The organism is Spiroplasma endosymbiont of Halictus nicosiae (assembly GCF_978018445.1).
Map to the genome: position 1 here is coordinate 504,420 of NZ_OZ389573.1, position 15,964 is coordinate 520,383.

Below are 15,964 nucleotides of genomic sequence, written 5' to 3' on the forward strand. Positions count from 1 at the left end.
AAAATTATTCCTTTTTATAAAATGCTTTGTTATAATGCTAGTAAGTTAGAAAAAAGGTGAAATAATGGCAAATAAAATTAAAGTTGAAAGAATGCAATCTTTGATTATCCGTGATTTAACAATTATTATGCAACGAGAAATTCGTGATGAAATTTTAAATACTATATCAATTCATGCTGTCAAATTATCAAATGATTTGAGTCATGCAAAGGTTTATTATTCATCATTATTAAATAAATCAGAGGCAGAACTTCACAATATTGTTCAGAATTATAAAAATGAAATTCGAAGTAAATTAGCACATAAATTAGAAATTTATCGTTGCCCGGATTTAGAATTTGTTTTTGATCATTCATTAGATAATGCGAATAATATTGGAGCAATCTTGCAAAATTTAAAATAAGAAACCTTATCAAAGTACAAAGTATATTTCTTTTAACTAAAATATTGGTGATATAAAAGTTAAAAGAAACATTTTTATATTTCTTGATTTAATTGATAAAGGTATAAGATGTTTTCTAATAATGCGGCAATTGTCATTGGCCCAACTCCGCCAGGAACAGGGGTAATCATTTTTACTTTTGATAAAACATTATTAAAGTCAACATCACCACATAAGTTATTATTTTCATCACGATTAATTCCAACATCAACCACAATAGCATTTTCTTTAATAATCCCTGATGTAACAAATTTAGATTTCCCCACGGCAGAAATTAAAATATCAGCTTGTTTTGTAAAAACAGATAAATTTTTTGTTTGTGAATGGCAAACTGTTACAGTTGCTGAGGCATTTATTAAAAGATTAGCAAGGGGTTTACCAACAATGTTACTACGGCCAATAATTACAACATGTTGTCCTGCTAATTGAATTTGGTAGTGTTTTAAAAGGGCAATAATTCCTTTTGGCGTCCCTGGCAGTAAGTTATAATGTCCAAGCATTAAATTGCCTAATATTTCTGGAGTAAACCCATCAACATCTTTTTTAGTTGTTATTGTGTTAATAATTTTTTTACTATTGAGATGCCTTGGTAATGGAAGTTGAACAAGAATTGCATCAATGTTAAAATTATTATTTAAGTCATTAATAATTTTTATTAAAACTGATTCGGCAATACTATCTGGATAATTTAATACATTACAAGTAACACCAACTTTTTCACAAGCAATTTTTTTATTTTTAATATAAGTAGTACTGGCTTTATTATTACCAATTTGAATAATTGTTAAGACAGGTACACGTTGCTTTTTTGCCTTAATTTTTAAAATTTGTTTAGTTATTTTTACTTTGATTAATTCACTAACCATTTTCCCATCAATTATTTTTGTTTTATCCATTAAATTTTCGCTCTTTTCTATGCTAAAATACCTGTATATAAATTATTGTATCTCAAAGAGTTAAATAATTAAATACAAAATCTTAGCATTTTTAAAATAGCATCGTGTTTAAAAATTATTGACACTCCCTAAAAATAGGACATTATTAATTAAAAGGAGTAAAAGAAAATGGAAAAAATTATCACAATTGGAACAAAAATTAATTTAAAAGATGATGACTTAATTAAATATGGTGATTATATGGCAAAAGTAAAAGCCTTTAATTTTATTAATTTACCTAAAAAAGCAAAGTTTATTTTAGTGACAGCAATTAATCCAACCAAAGCAGGAGAGGGAAAAACAACTTGTTCAATTGGTATTGCTGATATGTTGAATCATTTAGGATATCAAACAACTTTAGCATTATGAGAACCATTGTTAGGACCGGTGTTTGGATTAAAAGGTTCAGCAACCGGTGGCGGTGAATGCATTATGGAACCAGAAAATGAAATTAATTTACATTATACTGGTGATTTTCATGCAATTACAACAGCAAATAATATGGTCAGTGCTATGATTGATAACCTTCTTTATTGAGGAAATCCACTGCAAATTGATCCTAAACAAATTGTTTGGCAACGTTGTTTGGATGTTAATGATCGTGCTTTACCAAATATTGAAATAAAAATTAATGATAAATTACATCGTTCAGAACATTCCCAAATTACTCTGCTGCTAGCGAAATTATGGCAATTTTAGGTTTAAGTAAAGATTTTGATGATTTACGTCGTCATTTAGACCAAGCAATAGTTGCTTATAATTTGAATAATGAACCAGTTTACCTACACGAATTAAAAATTATGGGTTCATTATTAGCCTTATTATAAAAATGCTTTATTTCCAAATTTAGCACAAACAAAATATGGTACACCATTATTAATCCATTGTGGGTCATTTGCAAATATTCCCATGGGACAAATTCTTTAATTGCAACAAATTTAGCATTAAAATTAAGTGATTATGTTGTTAGTGAAGTTGGATTTGGGAGTGACTTAGGGTTTGAAAAATTTAATGATAGGCGTCCTGTACAATGAACCGGCAAAAAACAATCTCACAAAAATTGTTTTTTGCCGGTTCATTGTACAGGACGCCATATTATTAATTTAAACGAGGAATATACACCAGATTGTACCGTGTTAGTAGCAACAATTAGAGCATTAAAATTACATGGTGGTGCTGTTGAAACAACATTAGCAATAGCTGATCTTGGTAGTTTAAAAAAAGGATTAGAGCATTTACAACATCATATTAAAATTATTCAAAATTACCATTTAAATTTTGTTGTTTGTTTAAATCAATTCGCAACTGACACTCCTGAAGAAATTGCTGTTGTGACTGAATGGTTAAAAGAATAAAAAATTCCATTTGGAATTAATAATACATATCATTTCGGAATTAAAGATAATCCAACTTTGGTTAAAACTATTCTTAAAGAAATTGAAAAATCACAACAATATCAATTATTATTTAATCCATCAATAACATCGCTTACTGAAAAAATTAAAATAATTTGTACAAAAATTTATCAAACAACAAAAATTGTTTTTAGTCCCTTGGCACAAACAAAGATTGATTTTTATCAACAAAATACAAAATATCAACATTGACCAGTTTGTATGGCTAAAAAACATCAAACAATTTTTGGCAATAAAAATCCTTATAATGATCAAATTATTATTCGTGACTTAAAAATTAATTCAGGAGCAGAATATTTTATTGCTTATTTAGCAGATATTATTACGATGCCGGGTTTAAATAAAGTTCCTAATGCTGTTAGCATTGATGTTGTGAATGATGAGATTATAAATATTAAATAATTTTTGTTATAATATTTTTAAGTAGAAAATAGGGGCGAACTTAATGCAGAAAAAAGCAAAGTTTTTAGAATTAAATAGTATTGTTAGTAAACAACTTAATTTAGCAACTAATATTCGAAAAAAATGCAGGAAATTTTTAGAATTTATAAAAATAGTTTTCAAAAATTAGGTTATCAAACAATTGCTCTTGGAGAATATGGTTTTAAAACATTAACAAAATATGACAAGTTAGAGTTAGAATTAGCCATTATTAAGTATTATCCTAAAAATAAAACAGGCTTACGTGAACAAATGTTTCAAGTTGTTTTGAATGAAATGCGCAAAAATATTAGTAAAGGAACAGTTATCAAGGATAGTCAAAATGATGGTTATTTAGAATATCAAGTTAACGATGAAATTAATTTTATTGTAAGAATTATTCCTTTTTGTTACAAAAAAATTCAGAAGGAGAATTAACATATATTTTTTGACGAAATGGAATTGAAAAAAATGATAATGTTATTCAAGTTGTCCAAGGTTTTAATAAAGCTAATAAGATTTCTAATAATTTATTACGAACATTAATAAAACTGATTAAGTATGTTTTGAAAGATGATTTTCCATATTATTATATTTTATATACCTTAACCTTACGATGGTTTTATGAATATTTTACAAAAAGATATGATAATTATTTACAAAAAATTGATATGAGTAAGCGGATTGAAAAACAAGATTTAATGAAGTATCGTAATATTAATTTTCAAAAAAATTGATTTTTAAATAATATTGATGGTGAATAATTAATTTTTTATATTTTAGAACGGTTTTGAAAAACAGAAACATATTATTTTCGTGAATTTGAATTTATTGAAGAAGAAATTTTTGAATCAATTTCACGCTATAGTTGATATACCAATAATTGCTTTTTAACACCATATGATTATTATGTGGATTTTAAAATTTATAATATTAAAGAATTTAATGATTTAAATTATGTTCAATCAGAGTTTAAAAATACTAATTTTTCGCGAATTCAGTATGATTACTGCCGTAATCATAATTTAGGAATTTATGTTACATCAGTTAAAATTTGAGGGGTAGTTGGTTTTATTGATTACGCAATTAATTTTAAACAAAAAGCAACAGGTCTATTTAAAAAACTGGATCCGGCAAAACGGAAAAGATGCCATAAGTGTTAATTAATGAGAGATTATGGAGGAACTAAATTTAATTGCACATAAATGATTAACAACTTATCGTAAAAAATTAACATATATTAAGGTTTATTTTGATAAAAAATATCCAATTATTTCATCATCAAATTATTATATGCGATTGCAAGCTATTATGACTTCTGTTGATAACTTAAAAAATGATGATTATGTTATTGGTAATGATAATTAAAGGATAAAAACTATGAATTAGAACTTTTCCTAATTAAGTTTTTAATTAAAAATAATAAATATACGGTATAATATTATTATGAGAAAGGTACTTGATTAAAACTATTTATAAGGATTTAAAAACTATTTATTATGTGGGGTAAAAAAGTGTCAACTTTAGGAGGAAACAATATAAAAAGATGAAATTTTAAAGCGAATGATTATTGAACGAACAAAAGCCTTAGAATATAAGGCAACCGAGTTAATTAAAGAATATGCACAGGTTTATCAAAAAATTTATCAAAAACCATTAGATTTACAATATGCCTATATCTCAATATTAAAAAAGGTAAAATATTTTGCCCAAGAACGTTATGGTGAACGATTAAATATTATTCGTAACTTTTATTGCCGTTATTTAGAGCAACAACAATGACAAGAATTAGTAGAAGGAATTATTGTCGAATCGTAACGAAGAATGCAGGCTGTTTTTTGCAAAGAAAACAACAAAGTAATAATTAAAAATCGATATATTTATGTTAATATATCGATTTTTATTTATATAATTATAACAATGAGTGAGGTGTTAATATGGCAAAAATTATTTTAGTTATTACGGGAAGCATTGCTGCTCATAAGGGTCTTCATTTATATGAAGCATTGAAGAAAGAACATGATGTTGAATTGCTTTTAACACAAGATGCTTTAAAATTTTTAAAGGATTGACCAACAACAGCAAAAACCGAAATTTTTATGAAACAATATTATGATAAAAAAGACTTATCAGAACATATTACAATTGCTGAGCAAGCTGATTTATTTGTTGTTTACCCAGCAACACAAAACTTTATTGCTCAGATTGCTCATGGTTTTACAAATACGTTAGCGAGTTTAGTATATAGTGCTACGCAAAGTTATAAAATGATTTTTCCTGCAATGAATAGTAAGATGTATTTATCACCAGCTAATTTACGGAATTTAGCACAATTAATAACAGATGGGAATCAAATTTATGAACCTCGTTCAGGGACGCTTGCTTGCAATATAATTGGGATTGGTCGTGCCTGAGAATGAGAAGATGTTTTAAAGGAAATAAAGCAATTTTTAGTTTGAAAAAACTTGTGAAAAGATAAAAAAGTTATGCTTAATTTTGGGCGAACAAAAACATATTTAGATGATATTCGTTATTTGACAAATAATTCGAGCGGGAAAATGGGAAATGCATTGCATACTGTATTAACATGAACAAACTGTTTCTTAACAACAATTGTTGGTGATTGTGATTTTCCAATTTATTATGAGCATGTTAAAGCAAACACAAACAATGAAATGTTAACAGCAATGTTAAAAACGTATAAAGAACAAGACATTATTATTGCGTGCGCTGCTTTAAATGATTATCAAGTTGCGGTTCCTATTAAAGGAAAAATTAGCAAGCGAAAAAATAATCAACTTGCTGTATCATTACTTCCTAATGTTGATGTCTTATCTGAATTAGGTAAGTTAAAACAGTACCAAATTTTAATTGGTTTTAGTGCTCAAAATAATTTTGATTTAGATTATGCTCGTCAAAAGTTAATTGACAAAAATTTAGATTTAATTATTATCAATCAAATTAATGTTATGGGTACTGATCAAAATGAAATCATTTTATTAACAAAAAAAGGGCATCAACAAATTCCTAGTCAAAACAAAATTATTATTGCAAAAGAAATTTTAGCAGCAATTAGTAAATTAATAAAGGAGCGAACACAGTAATGAAATTATTAATTGATATTGGTAATACAGCGATTAAATTTGCAATTCTTAATTCTCAAAAAAAGATTATTGTTTTTTTAACAATGTCTAGTCGCGAATTAGTTGCTGAAAAGAATTTTCGGCAAAAAATAATAACTGGTTTAAGTACAATAAAATTAGTTTTAACAGATCTTACATTATTAGCTTTATTTTCTGTTCGGCCAATCTGAGATGATTTATTTTACCAATTAGCTGCAGATTTAAAAATTCCTTTTTATCAAGTTAAAAAAAATTTGTTTATTGAGCGATTAAAAACAGACATTCCTAATCTTCGCAATCTTGGTGCTGATTTAATTGTTGGTTCATATGCAACATTAGTTTTATTTCCTAAACAAGATGTTATTTTAGTTAATATGGGAACAGCAACAACAATTTCATTACTAAAACAAGGAATTCTCTTAGGAACAATTATTATGCCAGGTTTAGAAACAGCCGCAGAAGCTTTATTTGAACGGGCACAATTATTACAAAAATTTGATTTTTCTTATGATAATGCGACTTTAGGAAAAAATACTAAACAAGCAATCAATATTGGATTAGTAAATGGTCATTTATTAACAATTACTGCTTTTGTTAACCAACTTGCAACTGAAGCAATAAAACCACAAGTAATTTTAACAGGAGGTAATGCTGTTTACATTAAAAAATTAGTTAATTACCATTATGATAAAGATTTACTTTTTAAAGGATTAGTTGCCATTTTACAAGATAATAAATTAATATAAAAAATAGGACTAAAGTCCTATTTTTTATATTTTTTGAGATATTTTATTAATTTTAAAGGCTATTTAGGTATTTAATACATTTATCTGTGTTCGTTGCTTTATTTTATTAAAAAATAAAGATTACCTAACATGTCCAATTTTCTTATTTTGATTTACTTATTTGTCTACTTAAAAAATTTTTAATAATAACATACATTTTTGAAATTGCAAGATTTTAAAAGTATTTTTTTTGTTTTAGACAAATAAAAAAAATTAATTGAAGAAAAATGAACAGCCTATAAGAAACTTCAATTAATTTTTAAAAACGTATGAAAAACAAACTTTAAGATTATTTTAGATTTAAATATTGCCACAAAATACAAATTTTAGCATAAAAGGAAAGGCTAAAATAATTTAAGAAAGATATAAATGTAACAATATTTATTTTTCATACATAAATATCATAAACTATATTTTTCTAATAATCAATTAATTTTGTAAATACGGTAGTATTCATTATTCTTAGGTTTTTAATAAAATTAAGTAATTAGAAACAAATTAAGTTTCGCTTATAATTGAATGATAACAAAATTTATAAAAAATTCAACTTTTTTTAAAAATATAATTTTTAGTTGAAAAATAATTTATAAATTTATGAATTTTGACACACTAAAAAATACTTTTTAAAGTTATTGCTAATTTTAAAAGGTTTTTATTTTTTTATAAAGATAAAAATTGATTTTGAAATTGATTTAAATTAAATATATTAAATTCAATTTTTTCTTTATTATTTTTATTAGTTTTATCAACTTTCTCATCATTAATTTGATTATTAAGTCTTAACATAGAAGCAATTAACATATTGATAAATGTTTCTTTACAATATATTTTTGCGCCACGCCCTTTAACAGTCTTAATATAATGCGATACATCACCCTCAACATGACAACCAATATTATATTCTAATGATTGATTTTTACAATATCTTCTTCATTACTTTTAATTAATTCAATGGTTTCTAATAAAAATATTTTTTTATTACCATTAACATATGGTAAATGACATATTAAAAAATCTAATAATAATTTATAATTTCCAGTAAAGAAATATATTTTTGCTAATTATATTTTATTCTATGAATTTTGATTCTATTTCGATTTGGGAATAATTGTTTAAATCTATTTGATAAATTAAATTTATCTAAACTATATGATACAGTGTTATTTTTATATTTTGCTTTTACTGCTCTATAAATTTTTTTAATTTGTTTTTCACCATCACTTAATATTAATATTTTAGTATTTTGATTAATATCATAAGTATCCATTGATTTAAAAATTTTATCAATAAAATTATCAATATTAGATTTATTATTTTTATTCTTATTATTTTTATTCATCATTTGAAAAACGCCTTTTTTCTTTTTCGTTTTTATTCTGGTTTTTGTTGACTTTTCTTGATCAACACCAACATGCATAGTCGCAAGAAATATTTTGTTTTCAATTTTTTTATTTTCTCGCATTGGTTCAAAAGCTCGGTCAATTTGAATATATAAAACATTATTTGGAATTTTAATTTTATTGTTATTTTTATTACTAATGTAATCGGTTTCTTCTAAATCGGCATTTTTAAAAATATTAGATATTGTTCTTTCACTAATATTTGCATTCTTTGTTGTATGTAAAATATCTTTATATCTTTTTCCATCACCTATAAAAGACATATATTTATTTTTTAAATTTATTTCAATTCTTTCGTATTTTTTTAAACCTAATTCTTCATCTAAAGGATAACGATTTATATTTTCCTTTTTTTCTTCATCATATTTAACATATAATCTTCTTTTAATAGGAATATCTCCATATTCTGTTTTAATTGTTTTTGGCAATTTTGATATCACCTTATATCCTTGTAATATTTGTCCTTGTTGATATAATTTAAATATCTTATTATCTCTTTCAATCAAGAAATTTTTAGTTTCATTGTTTGTTTCTATTATTTTATCTTTTTTATAATCTTCTAATAAATTTTTTTTAATTCCATTTTATAATTTCCTTTCATATAAACAAATTATTTTAAAATATGATACTCAATACTTCACATAATCTTATCAAAAAAAGAGGCTATTTAAAAATGCAGGATTTTACCAAAATTAATAACAAAAAACGGATTACTAGTTATAAATATTTAAATAAAAAATATGATTTGAATTTTAGTGACTATAATTTTGGTTTTGATTGAGAAGTATTTAAAGACTTTGTTGGTAATAGTTATGCCCGATATTTTACTTCACCAACTTTTTTAAGTTTGTTTCAGCGGGGCGTGGTACTAATAAGACATGAAATCACATAGCAGAAAAATTATTTTTTGCTTGTAATTTTACTGATGCATCATCTAACATTTTACGAAGATATGCCAATACCCATGAAGATACTACATTTGGCGATATAATTAATGTATGTAATTATTTATAAGATAAATATGGGATTAATATAGGACCCGACAATGAAAATGGCATTGTTTGACTTAAAAATGTTAAAGAAGGTGGCGAAATTGTTTTTCCTAGTGGTGTGAGAATTGCTTTTGCGAGTTATGCTAATGGTAATAAAATTATGGGAAAAGTTGGTAAAGGTAGTGGTATTATATCAGCGTGAACAGATGAAATGATACATGCTGAAGAAAAAGAAATTTTAACTGATAAAGAATTAGATAAACGTTATAATAATTTGCGAATTTCCATGTTTAGATCAAAAAGCTTAAAAGTATCTTAACATAACAGTAATAACATATTTTCATAAAACATATTCTAATCAATTTACTTTTAATCCTTTTGATAAATACCATGTCTTTTATGAAAAATTTGTAACCCCATATTTACCCTTAAATGAAAGAATTAAAAATATTTTAAAAGAACACAATCAAGTATATTCAGAAAACAAACAAGCATTTAATGGTTTGGGTATTTTTAATTTACGATTAACAATGGGTGCTGTTTGAAATAAAATACCTGATATTACTAAAAAACTTGTTTTAACAAATAAACAAGAGCGACCTGATTTATTTGAACTTTAATACTACGGATTTGAATATAACGATAATGACCCCAGTATTTATGTTTTACGAAATTATCGTAAATATATTAAAAAGTATAATTTACAAGATTTTTATAATTCCAATACAAAACAGTATCAATTTGATAGTTATTCAATTGGTGTTGATTATGCTAATGGTAGTGAAGACCACACGGTGTTTTTATTTAGTGGTTATAAAATTAATGAAAATAATGAATATGATAAATATTTAATTGAAGAAAATGTTGTTACACCAAAAAAGGCAATGAATTTAAATGAAATAGTTGAACATTACGGGCAATGAATAATTAATACATTTAATAAATTTGATGGTTTTGAATATGCTATATTTCATTATGATATTAATGCACACGACTTTATGCAAAAATTACAAGAAGATATTTACCCTTATTTAGGCTATAAAATTAAGATGTTTAAAACCAAAAAACATCAGACATCTTTTAATAAAGAAGCAGGTATAATCAATCGCGTAACATGAATAAGAAAAATGTTTGTTCAAGGTAAAATATATGGCATATTAGATAACTTCCCATTTTTAGATAAGTGATTAGTGAACTAAGATTTAATGATACCAAAACAAACACACCCGATAGTAAAATGTATCATGACCCATATGATGCTTTGTTTTATGGTTCTTATCCATATTGTTTTAAAATGGGAATATAAAAAAAGTTTTAAAAACCTTCTAAAATTTATAAATTTTATTTACTTTTTATTTATTAAATAATTAGTATTTAATGATTTTTCTAAACTAGGTGATTTTTCTTGTATTTTATTACCATCATCATTTTTCAATAGTTCAGGATGACAATTTTTATAACTTAATTTAAGATGTTTTCTAACTGAATTAAAATCTAGTATCTCAACTTCAATTTCATCACCAACATCAAAAAAACTCTAATATCTCTAACAAAGTAATATGAAATATCACTAATATGAATTAAACCATCAGTCTTTTCTGCTCTACAAAAAGCACCATAAGGTATAATGTTTGTTATTTTAACATTAACTTTATTTCCTTTTTTATACATAAAATTAAATATACTTCCTTTCTTTAAATGCTTTAATTATATCATTAAGACTATAAAAATCATTTGCAGGAATTGGGCGAGCGGTTGATTTTCTTAAATTTTTGTGATAAAATGACTTACAAGTTAAAAAAGTTTTGAGGTTCTTTCAAACAAATTTGGGAACCTTTATAAAATTCTTCGCTTAACGCTTAGAATTTTTCTCAAGTATTTTGAAAAGCGCGGCAAAAAATTTTTAAACTTTAAGTAATTTTTCGCAAAACTTATGAAAATCACCGCGAGCCCAGATTGACCCTTTCCCTATAAATAAATTAAATAATTTCCTTTCAAACTCTTAAATAGCCCTTGTATATATATAATTGTGATTGTAAGAAAATTTTAACGAAAGGAATTATAATAATGAAAAAGATATTAAGTCTTTTAGGTACAAGCACTCTAATAGGAACAAGCACAACAAGTTTAGTTGCTTGTAATATTTTTAATAAAGATTTTAATAATAAAATTAAAACACTTGAATATACAAAAGAAGAATTAAAAAAACTTAAAGAAAAAAAACAAAATAAAGACAGCAAATCAACAAATAAAAGATAATTTAGAATGACTAGCACCACAAGAAAAGCCACTTAATAATATTGATAATAGATATTATTTTGTTGTATGGCGTGAACAAAAAGAAGATAATTGATATAGTACTTTATTTATACATAATTCTGACAAAGCTAGAACAATAGACAGATTATTAGCTATTATTAAGGGAGGGGGATTCCTTGATTTATTTGCAGATGGTCGCGGTGGTGGCATTTTAGAAAGAGCATGAATTAATGATAATGGTACATATTTTAAATCAGTTTATCGTTGAAATAATAATACAGATATACCCAATTTGAATATAAATAAAAAAACTGGTGAAGTAAAAGTTAATGAAATATAAAAAGTCATTTATTAAAATGACTTTTTATATTTCTAATGTAATTAATGATAATTTTTCATTGTTTTTATTAAATAATTCTAAATTACTAATATTAATTTGTACTTTTTCGGTAAAAATTGTAATTTCATAATGTCCATATCCTCATATTCCAGATATTTCAATTTGATTTAAATTAAATAGTTTTTTATCAAAAGTTATTTTAATACTATAATCAATTAAATCTTCGATTGTACTAATTCAATCTATTTTAGAATAAAGTAATTTATATCATTCAGAAAAATAATTTAAATAGTCTTCTATTTTGTCATTAGAAATAATTAAATTAGTTAAATATTTACCATATTCTCCATCTGATAATTTAATTTCAGCAGGAATAAGTGAGGGGATATTGTTTGTTTCTAATTCATTTGTTATTGATAATCAGTTAAAATAATTTGCTTCTAATTGATAAATAGGATTTTCTGAAATATCGGTGTTTTTAACAGTTACTTTATTTTTATTATTTTTGCTGTCAATGTTACTTTGTTGTTTTAAATTTCAATTTGTAATTTGTCCTGTTTTTGCGTCAATAATTGGTCTATTTGGTTCACTGTTTCCATTTCAACGATAAACTGATTTAAAATATGTACCATTATCATTAATTCATGCTCTTTCTAAAATGCCACCACCGCGACCACCTGCAAATAAATCAAGGAATCCCCCTCCCTTAATAATAGCTAATAATCTGTCTATTGTTCTAGCTTTGTCAGAATTATGTATAAATAAAGTACTATATCAATTATCTTCTTTTTGTTCACGCCATACAACAAAATAATATCTATTATCAACACTATTAAGTGGCTTTTCATTTGCAAAAACTTCTCTCCAATAATTATGTAATGGTTTATGTCCATTAAAATTAAAATATAATGAATTTAACTCAACTATACAATTTTTAAATTCTCAACTTTCTTTAATTTTATTAGGTACTGATATTAATTTCCAATAATAAGGTGAAAATAATTTAACATCGTCATTATAACCTTTATTAATTGCATATTTGCTATATGTGTAATTTGAAAGCATATAGATAATTTCTTTAAATATTTTAATAATTTTATCCTTAATAAGGGTTGGATTATCTAATTTTCAATTTTCAAACAAACCATCAATTACATCTTCGGGTTTTTGTCCTTCGAATTTTTGGCGTAATTCAGCAGCTTTATTAGTGGGATTACCTTTTTCGTCGTATTTTGTTCCTTGAAATTTACGGTCATAATTATAACGATATGTTAAATAATTCAATAAAACTTTATCTAAACCATTTTTATTTATTAAATCTAAAATATCTTTACCTTGAATATAGTTTTTTGCAATACTTCATGGTAAAAAACTTTCGGTAAATCAATATTTAAATACTCTTAAATTAGGGTTTGTTTCAATTGGCATTGATAATAATGGTACTAAACTAGCATTTTCAATATTTGATGATGGATAAGAATAAACACCATTGATATTGCCTCAACACTTAATATTTCCAAATAACATTGATTTAGGGTATTTAATTTCAATGCCAGTAAATACTGTATCTTCTGGCAATGATTTTTGTAAAACTAAATGAATACTATTCTGATTTTTTCACTTAAAATCAGTTATTTTAACTAAGTGGGTAGATTTAATAATATCAATGCCATCAGGTGAATAAGGACGCTTATATTCTTCAATAATATAAGATTCATTTTTATTGTTTTCGGTAATTGGTTCATTAATAGAAACTATTTTTAAGTCATAGGATTCTAAAAATTCTTTATCTTGTTTTGAAATATCATTGATTAAAATATCTTTTTCATCAATCATTACATAACTTGTGCTATTATCTTGGACTGTGGTGTTTTGTTGAATTTGTAATTTAAAATTAAAATTACTAATTTGATAACCAGTTATTTTAATATATTCATCTTTGTCAATAAAACCTATTTTAACAATATTTTGAGAATAGTTTAAGGTTGGTTTTTGTTTTGTCTTAACAAGATTATTAATTTTATAAATATATAAGATTCTTGAACGGACTTCTGTAAATAATTGTTCTAAATCAGGGTCGCTGTACTGCGATTGACTAGCAAAATCTAACGGAATACTATCAATTGAATAGTTAATTGGTTCATCATTTTTTGCTAATTGTGCTAACATTTTTTCAGATGGTTTTAACATTATTCTTGTTCTCCTTCTTCATTAGGCATATTGATAATAGTTTCGTTGTTTTTTAGTTGTCTGTTTAAAGTAGCATTTACTGGTAAGCGAACATCAACAATTAACTCGTCAATATTTTTAATATTGAATGTTCTACTGTTTAAAATAGCATTATCATATTTAATTAACTTAATAATAAATTCAGTTAATTTAATTTCTCTAATATATATCATTTGTTCGTATGATGCGTTTGTTTGAAGATTTACACCAGCAACTTCTGCCTGAGTTTGTTGTGCTCCCTTAGTAATGGCGTGAACATGATGTCGATTTATTTTATAGTAATTTGTTAATAATCAATCATATATTTTAGTTAATTGCTCACCTTTAAAATTACCAGCAATATAGTCTACTGGTTGAAAATTACTATCAGGGTCTCCTTCAACTAAAAACAAGTCATTTTCAATAAATGATGCCAGCATTTTACTAATTTCTTGGTCAACCAGACCAGTAACTCCATTAGTATTAATAGTAAATTTACCACTATTTAATAATGGATCTAACATTATCTTTTCAGCTTAATAATGGATCTAACATTATCTTTTCAGCAATAATATCTAAAATACTAGCAAATTGTTTACCATAATGAGCAGAAGGCTCAAAATTAGGGTTATTAGGAATAATTTGAATTGGAATAAAATTAAGTGGTAATATTTCTTCTCTTTGTAAAGTTGTATAGTTATTTCATTTAGCATCATCAATATATAAGTCGGTAATAGTACTATATAATCGTGTTTTTAACTTTCTAATAACTTTAACTTGTTTAGTTACAGCATCAATCTCTAATTTTTCAGTAATAAAAATACTTTGGTCATTTTTAATATAAGGGTCATAATCAAAAGTGCAAGATACTAAATTACCTAATTCATCATACTGGTCATTGTAAAAATCAATAGTAATAAAATTAAGTTTTGAATTATTAGCAAAAATAAAATATGCACCCTTACAATTTTTATTAATTTTATATTCGTTATATCAATTCTTATTAGTAAAGTCTTGCATTTTTAAAAATTTATTAATTAATTTAGTGTCTAAATACTGTCTATTAATTGGATTATAAATGCTAATTTCTAAATCACGTGGATTTAAAAAAATAGCATTATCTTCACAAATTCTTTTTTCTAAAATTTCATTATGTTTTTGAACAGTAACATTTTTACGATTAGTAATCGTTGATGCTAAATTAAGATAATAACTATCAATATCATAACTCTTTTTTAATTTCTTTTTTGCTGGCAACAATCCCATTTATAACACCTCTTTATTTTGTTTCTTCTTTTTTTAATAACATCTTCAATACTATCTTCTTTTTGTTTTTTGTTATGTGTTTTGATAAATCTAATTATTTCAATAATCAAAACTATAATTCCAGCTCCGATAAGCATTGCTGAAACAATAACATATGCTGGTCAAGAAATACCTAATGTTTTTTCTCCTATAAAACAAATAATAATTCCTGCGATAAAAAACAATGATGAAACTCCAAAGATTTTTAAAAACATAATTACATCTTTAATATTTACTTTTGGCATAATAACATCTCCTTTCTAATTTACCTTTTTTCTTTCAATAAACACAAATCCCAAAGGTCTAAATGTTGCTGGACCATTAACTCCAATATTAATCAA

General features: G+C 24.7%; 23 protein-coding genes and 1 pseudogene. 16 read left to right on the forward strand and 8 right to left on the reverse strand.

Annotation, left to right across the window (positions count from 1 at the left end):
* The first annotated feature begins 64 nt into the window (after positions 1–64).
* Positions 65–403 (forward strand): 30S ribosome-binding factor RbfA, encoded by a 339-nt coding sequence (gene rbfA / locus ACZ91P_RS03425; RefSeq protein ID WP_465158025.1) that lies wholly within the window; start codon positions 65–67, stop codon positions 401–403.
* Positions 404–477: 74 nt separating this feature from the next.
* Here rbfA and ACZ91P_RS03430 read toward each other — a convergent pair whose 3' ends face one another.
* On the reverse strand, positions 478–1,338 hold the full coding sequence (locus ACZ91P_RS03430) for a bifunctional 5,10-methylenetetrahydrofolate dehydrogenase/5,10-methenyltetrahydrofolate cyclohydrolase (RefSeq protein WP_465158026.1): 861 nt from the start codon (positions 1,336–1,338) through the stop codon (positions 478–480).
* A gap of 168 nt (positions 1,339–1,506) precedes the next feature.
* Between ACZ91P_RS03430 and ACZ91P_RS03435 the strand changes: the two genes are divergently transcribed.
* The 10 genes and pseudogenes from ACZ91P_RS03435 (at position 1,507) to ACZ91P_RS03480 (ending at position 7,080) form a co-directional block, all read left to right on the forward strand.
* A complete protein-coding gene (locus ACZ91P_RS03435; RefSeq protein WP_465158027.1) occupies positions 1,507–2,076 on the forward strand; it encodes a formate--tetrahydrofolate ligase in 570 nt (189 codons plus the stop codon).
* The gene (locus ACZ91P_RS03440; protein ID WP_465158028.1) at positions 2,064–2,204 is read left to right on the forward strand and encodes a formate--tetrahydrofolate ligase; all 141 of its coding nucleotides are present in this window, start codon (positions 2,064–2,066) and stop codon (positions 2,202–2,204) included. Before ACZ91P_RS03435 ends, ACZ91P_RS03440 begins: the two co-directional genes overlap by 13 nt.
* 52 nt (positions 2,205–2,256) lie before the next feature.
* Positions 2,257–3,194 (forward strand): annotated as a pseudogene (locus tag ACZ91P_RS03445) (formate--tetrahydrofolate ligase).
* Between the two features lie 123 nt (positions 3,195–3,317).
* On the forward strand, positions 3,318–3,650 hold the full coding sequence (locus tag ACZ91P_RS03450) for a hypothetical protein (RefSeq protein ID WP_465158029.1): 333 nt from the start codon (positions 3,318–3,320) through the stop codon (positions 3,648–3,650).
* Positions 3,620–3,976 carry a hypothetical protein gene (locus ACZ91P_RS03455; RefSeq protein WP_465158030.1) on the forward strand — a complete coding sequence of 119 codons (357 nt, stop codon included), beginning with the start codon at positions 3,620–3,622 and terminating at the stop codon, positions 3,974–3,976. The genes ACZ91P_RS03450 and ACZ91P_RS03455 overlap by 31 nt, the downstream gene beginning before the upstream one ends.
* Before the next feature lie 147 nt (positions 3,977–4,123).
* Entirely contained in the window at positions 4,124–4,375 is a 252-nt protein-coding gene (locus ACZ91P_RS03460; protein ID WP_465158031.1) for a hypothetical protein, read from the forward strand.
* A gap of 13 nt (positions 4,376–4,388) precedes the next feature.
* The gene (locus tag ACZ91P_RS03465) at positions 4,389–4,580 is read left to right on the forward strand and encodes a hypothetical protein (RefSeq protein WP_465158032.1); all 192 of its coding nucleotides are present in this window, start codon (positions 4,389–4,391) and stop codon (positions 4,578–4,580) included.
* Between the two features lie 195 nt (positions 4,581–4,775).
* Positions 4,776–5,030: a hypothetical protein gene (locus ACZ91P_RS03470; protein ID WP_465158033.1), complete on the forward strand. Its 255-nt coding sequence runs from the start codon at positions 4,776–4,778 to the stop codon at positions 5,028–5,030.
* Positions 5,031–5,149: 119 nt separating this feature from the next.
* A complete protein-coding gene (gene coaBC / locus ACZ91P_RS03475) occupies positions 5,150–6,316 on the forward strand; it encodes a bifunctional phosphopantothenoylcysteine decarboxylase/phosphopantothenate--cysteine ligase CoaBC (RefSeq protein WP_465158034.1) in 1,167 nt (388 codons plus the stop codon).
* Positions 6,316–7,080 carry a type III pantothenate kinase gene (locus ACZ91P_RS03480; protein ID WP_465158035.1) on the forward strand — a complete coding sequence of 255 codons (765 nt, stop codon included), beginning with the start codon at positions 6,316–6,318 and terminating at the stop codon, positions 7,078–7,080. The genes coaBC and ACZ91P_RS03480 overlap by 1 nt, the downstream gene beginning before the upstream one ends.
* Before the next feature lie 699 nt (positions 7,081–7,779).
* Here the strand turns inward: ACZ91P_RS03480 and ACZ91P_RS03485 are convergent.
* Both ACZ91P_RS03485 and ACZ91P_RS03490 read right to left on the reverse strand, forming a co-directional pair.
* Complete coding sequence (locus ACZ91P_RS03485) at positions 7,780–7,920, reverse strand: hypothetical protein (RefSeq protein WP_465158037.1); 141 nt, start codon at positions 7,918–7,920, stop codon at positions 7,780–7,782.
* Positions 7,921–8,176: 256 nt separating this feature from the next.
* The gene (locus ACZ91P_RS03490; protein WP_465158038.1) at positions 8,177–9,025 is read right to left on the reverse strand and encodes a UPF0236 family transposase-like protein; all 849 of its coding nucleotides are present in this window, start codon (positions 9,023–9,025) and stop codon (positions 8,177–8,179) included.
* Positions 9,026–9,192: 167 nt separating this feature from the next.
* Between ACZ91P_RS03490 and ACZ91P_RS03495 the strand changes: the two genes are divergently transcribed.
* From ACZ91P_RS03495 to ACZ91P_RS03510, 4 genes are all read left to right on the forward strand, one after another.
* Complete coding sequence (locus tag ACZ91P_RS03495) at positions 9,193–9,411, forward strand: hypothetical protein (RefSeq protein ID WP_465158039.1); 219 nt, start codon at positions 9,193–9,195, stop codon at positions 9,409–9,411.
* Between the two features lie 218 nt (positions 9,412–9,629).
* Positions 9,630–9,830 carry a hypothetical protein gene (locus tag ACZ91P_RS03500; protein WP_465158040.1) on the forward strand — a complete coding sequence of 67 codons (201 nt, stop codon included), beginning with the start codon at positions 9,630–9,632 and terminating at the stop codon, positions 9,828–9,830.
* A 475-nt stretch (positions 9,831–10,305) separates the two neighbouring features.
* Entirely contained in the window at positions 10,306–10,710 is a 405-nt protein-coding gene (locus tag ACZ91P_RS03505; protein WP_465158041.1) for a hypothetical protein, read from the forward strand.
* The gene (locus ACZ91P_RS03510) at positions 10,695–10,817 is read left to right on the forward strand and encodes a hypothetical protein (RefSeq protein WP_465158042.1); all 123 of its coding nucleotides are present in this window, start codon (positions 10,695–10,697) and stop codon (positions 10,815–10,817) included. The genes ACZ91P_RS03505 and ACZ91P_RS03510 overlap by 16 nt, the downstream gene beginning before the upstream one ends.
* A gap of 188 nt (positions 10,818–11,005) precedes the next feature.
* Here the strand turns inward: ACZ91P_RS03510 and ACZ91P_RS03515 are convergent, their stop codons facing one another.
* The gene (locus ACZ91P_RS03515; protein ID WP_465158043.1) at positions 11,006–11,182 is read right to left on the reverse strand and encodes a S1 RNA-binding domain-containing protein; all 177 of its coding nucleotides are present in this window, start codon (positions 11,180–11,182) and stop codon (positions 11,006–11,008) included.
* 396 nt (positions 11,183–11,578) lie between these two features.
* Here ACZ91P_RS03515 and ACZ91P_RS03520 point away from each other — a divergent pair, with 396 nt between their 5' ends.
* Positions 11,579–11,770, forward strand: coding sequence for a lipoprotein (locus ACZ91P_RS03520; RefSeq protein ID WP_465158045.1), 192 nt, complete (start codon positions 11,579–11,581; stop codon positions 11,768–11,770).
* Between the two features lie 364 nt (positions 11,771–12,134).
* Here the strand turns inward: ACZ91P_RS03520 and ACZ91P_RS03525 are convergent, their stop codons facing one another.
* The 4 genes from ACZ91P_RS03525 to ACZ91P_RS03540 are packed head-to-tail and all read right to left on the reverse strand — an operon-like array spanning position 12,135 to position 15,868.
* The gene (locus ACZ91P_RS03525; RefSeq protein WP_465158046.1) at positions 12,135–14,300 is read right to left on the reverse strand and encodes a hypothetical protein; all 2,166 of its coding nucleotides are present in this window, start codon (positions 14,298–14,300) and stop codon (positions 12,135–12,137) included.
* Complete coding sequence (locus ACZ91P_RS03530) at positions 14,300–14,842, reverse strand: hypothetical protein (protein ID WP_465158047.1); 543 nt, start codon at positions 14,840–14,842, stop codon at positions 14,300–14,302. Before ACZ91P_RS03530 ends, ACZ91P_RS03525 begins: the two co-directional genes overlap by 1 nt.
* Complete coding sequence (locus ACZ91P_RS03535) at positions 14,820–15,584, reverse strand: hypothetical protein (RefSeq protein ID WP_465158048.1); 765 nt, start codon at positions 15,582–15,584, stop codon at positions 14,820–14,822. Before ACZ91P_RS03535 ends, ACZ91P_RS03530 begins: the two co-directional genes overlap by 23 nt.
* Positions 15,554–15,868: a hypothetical protein gene (locus ACZ91P_RS03540; RefSeq protein WP_465158049.1), complete on the reverse strand. Its 315-nt coding sequence runs from the start codon at positions 15,866–15,868 to the stop codon at positions 15,554–15,556. The genes ACZ91P_RS03535 and ACZ91P_RS03540 overlap by 31 nt, the downstream gene beginning before the upstream one ends.
* Positions 15,869–15,964: the final 96 nt, after the last annotated feature.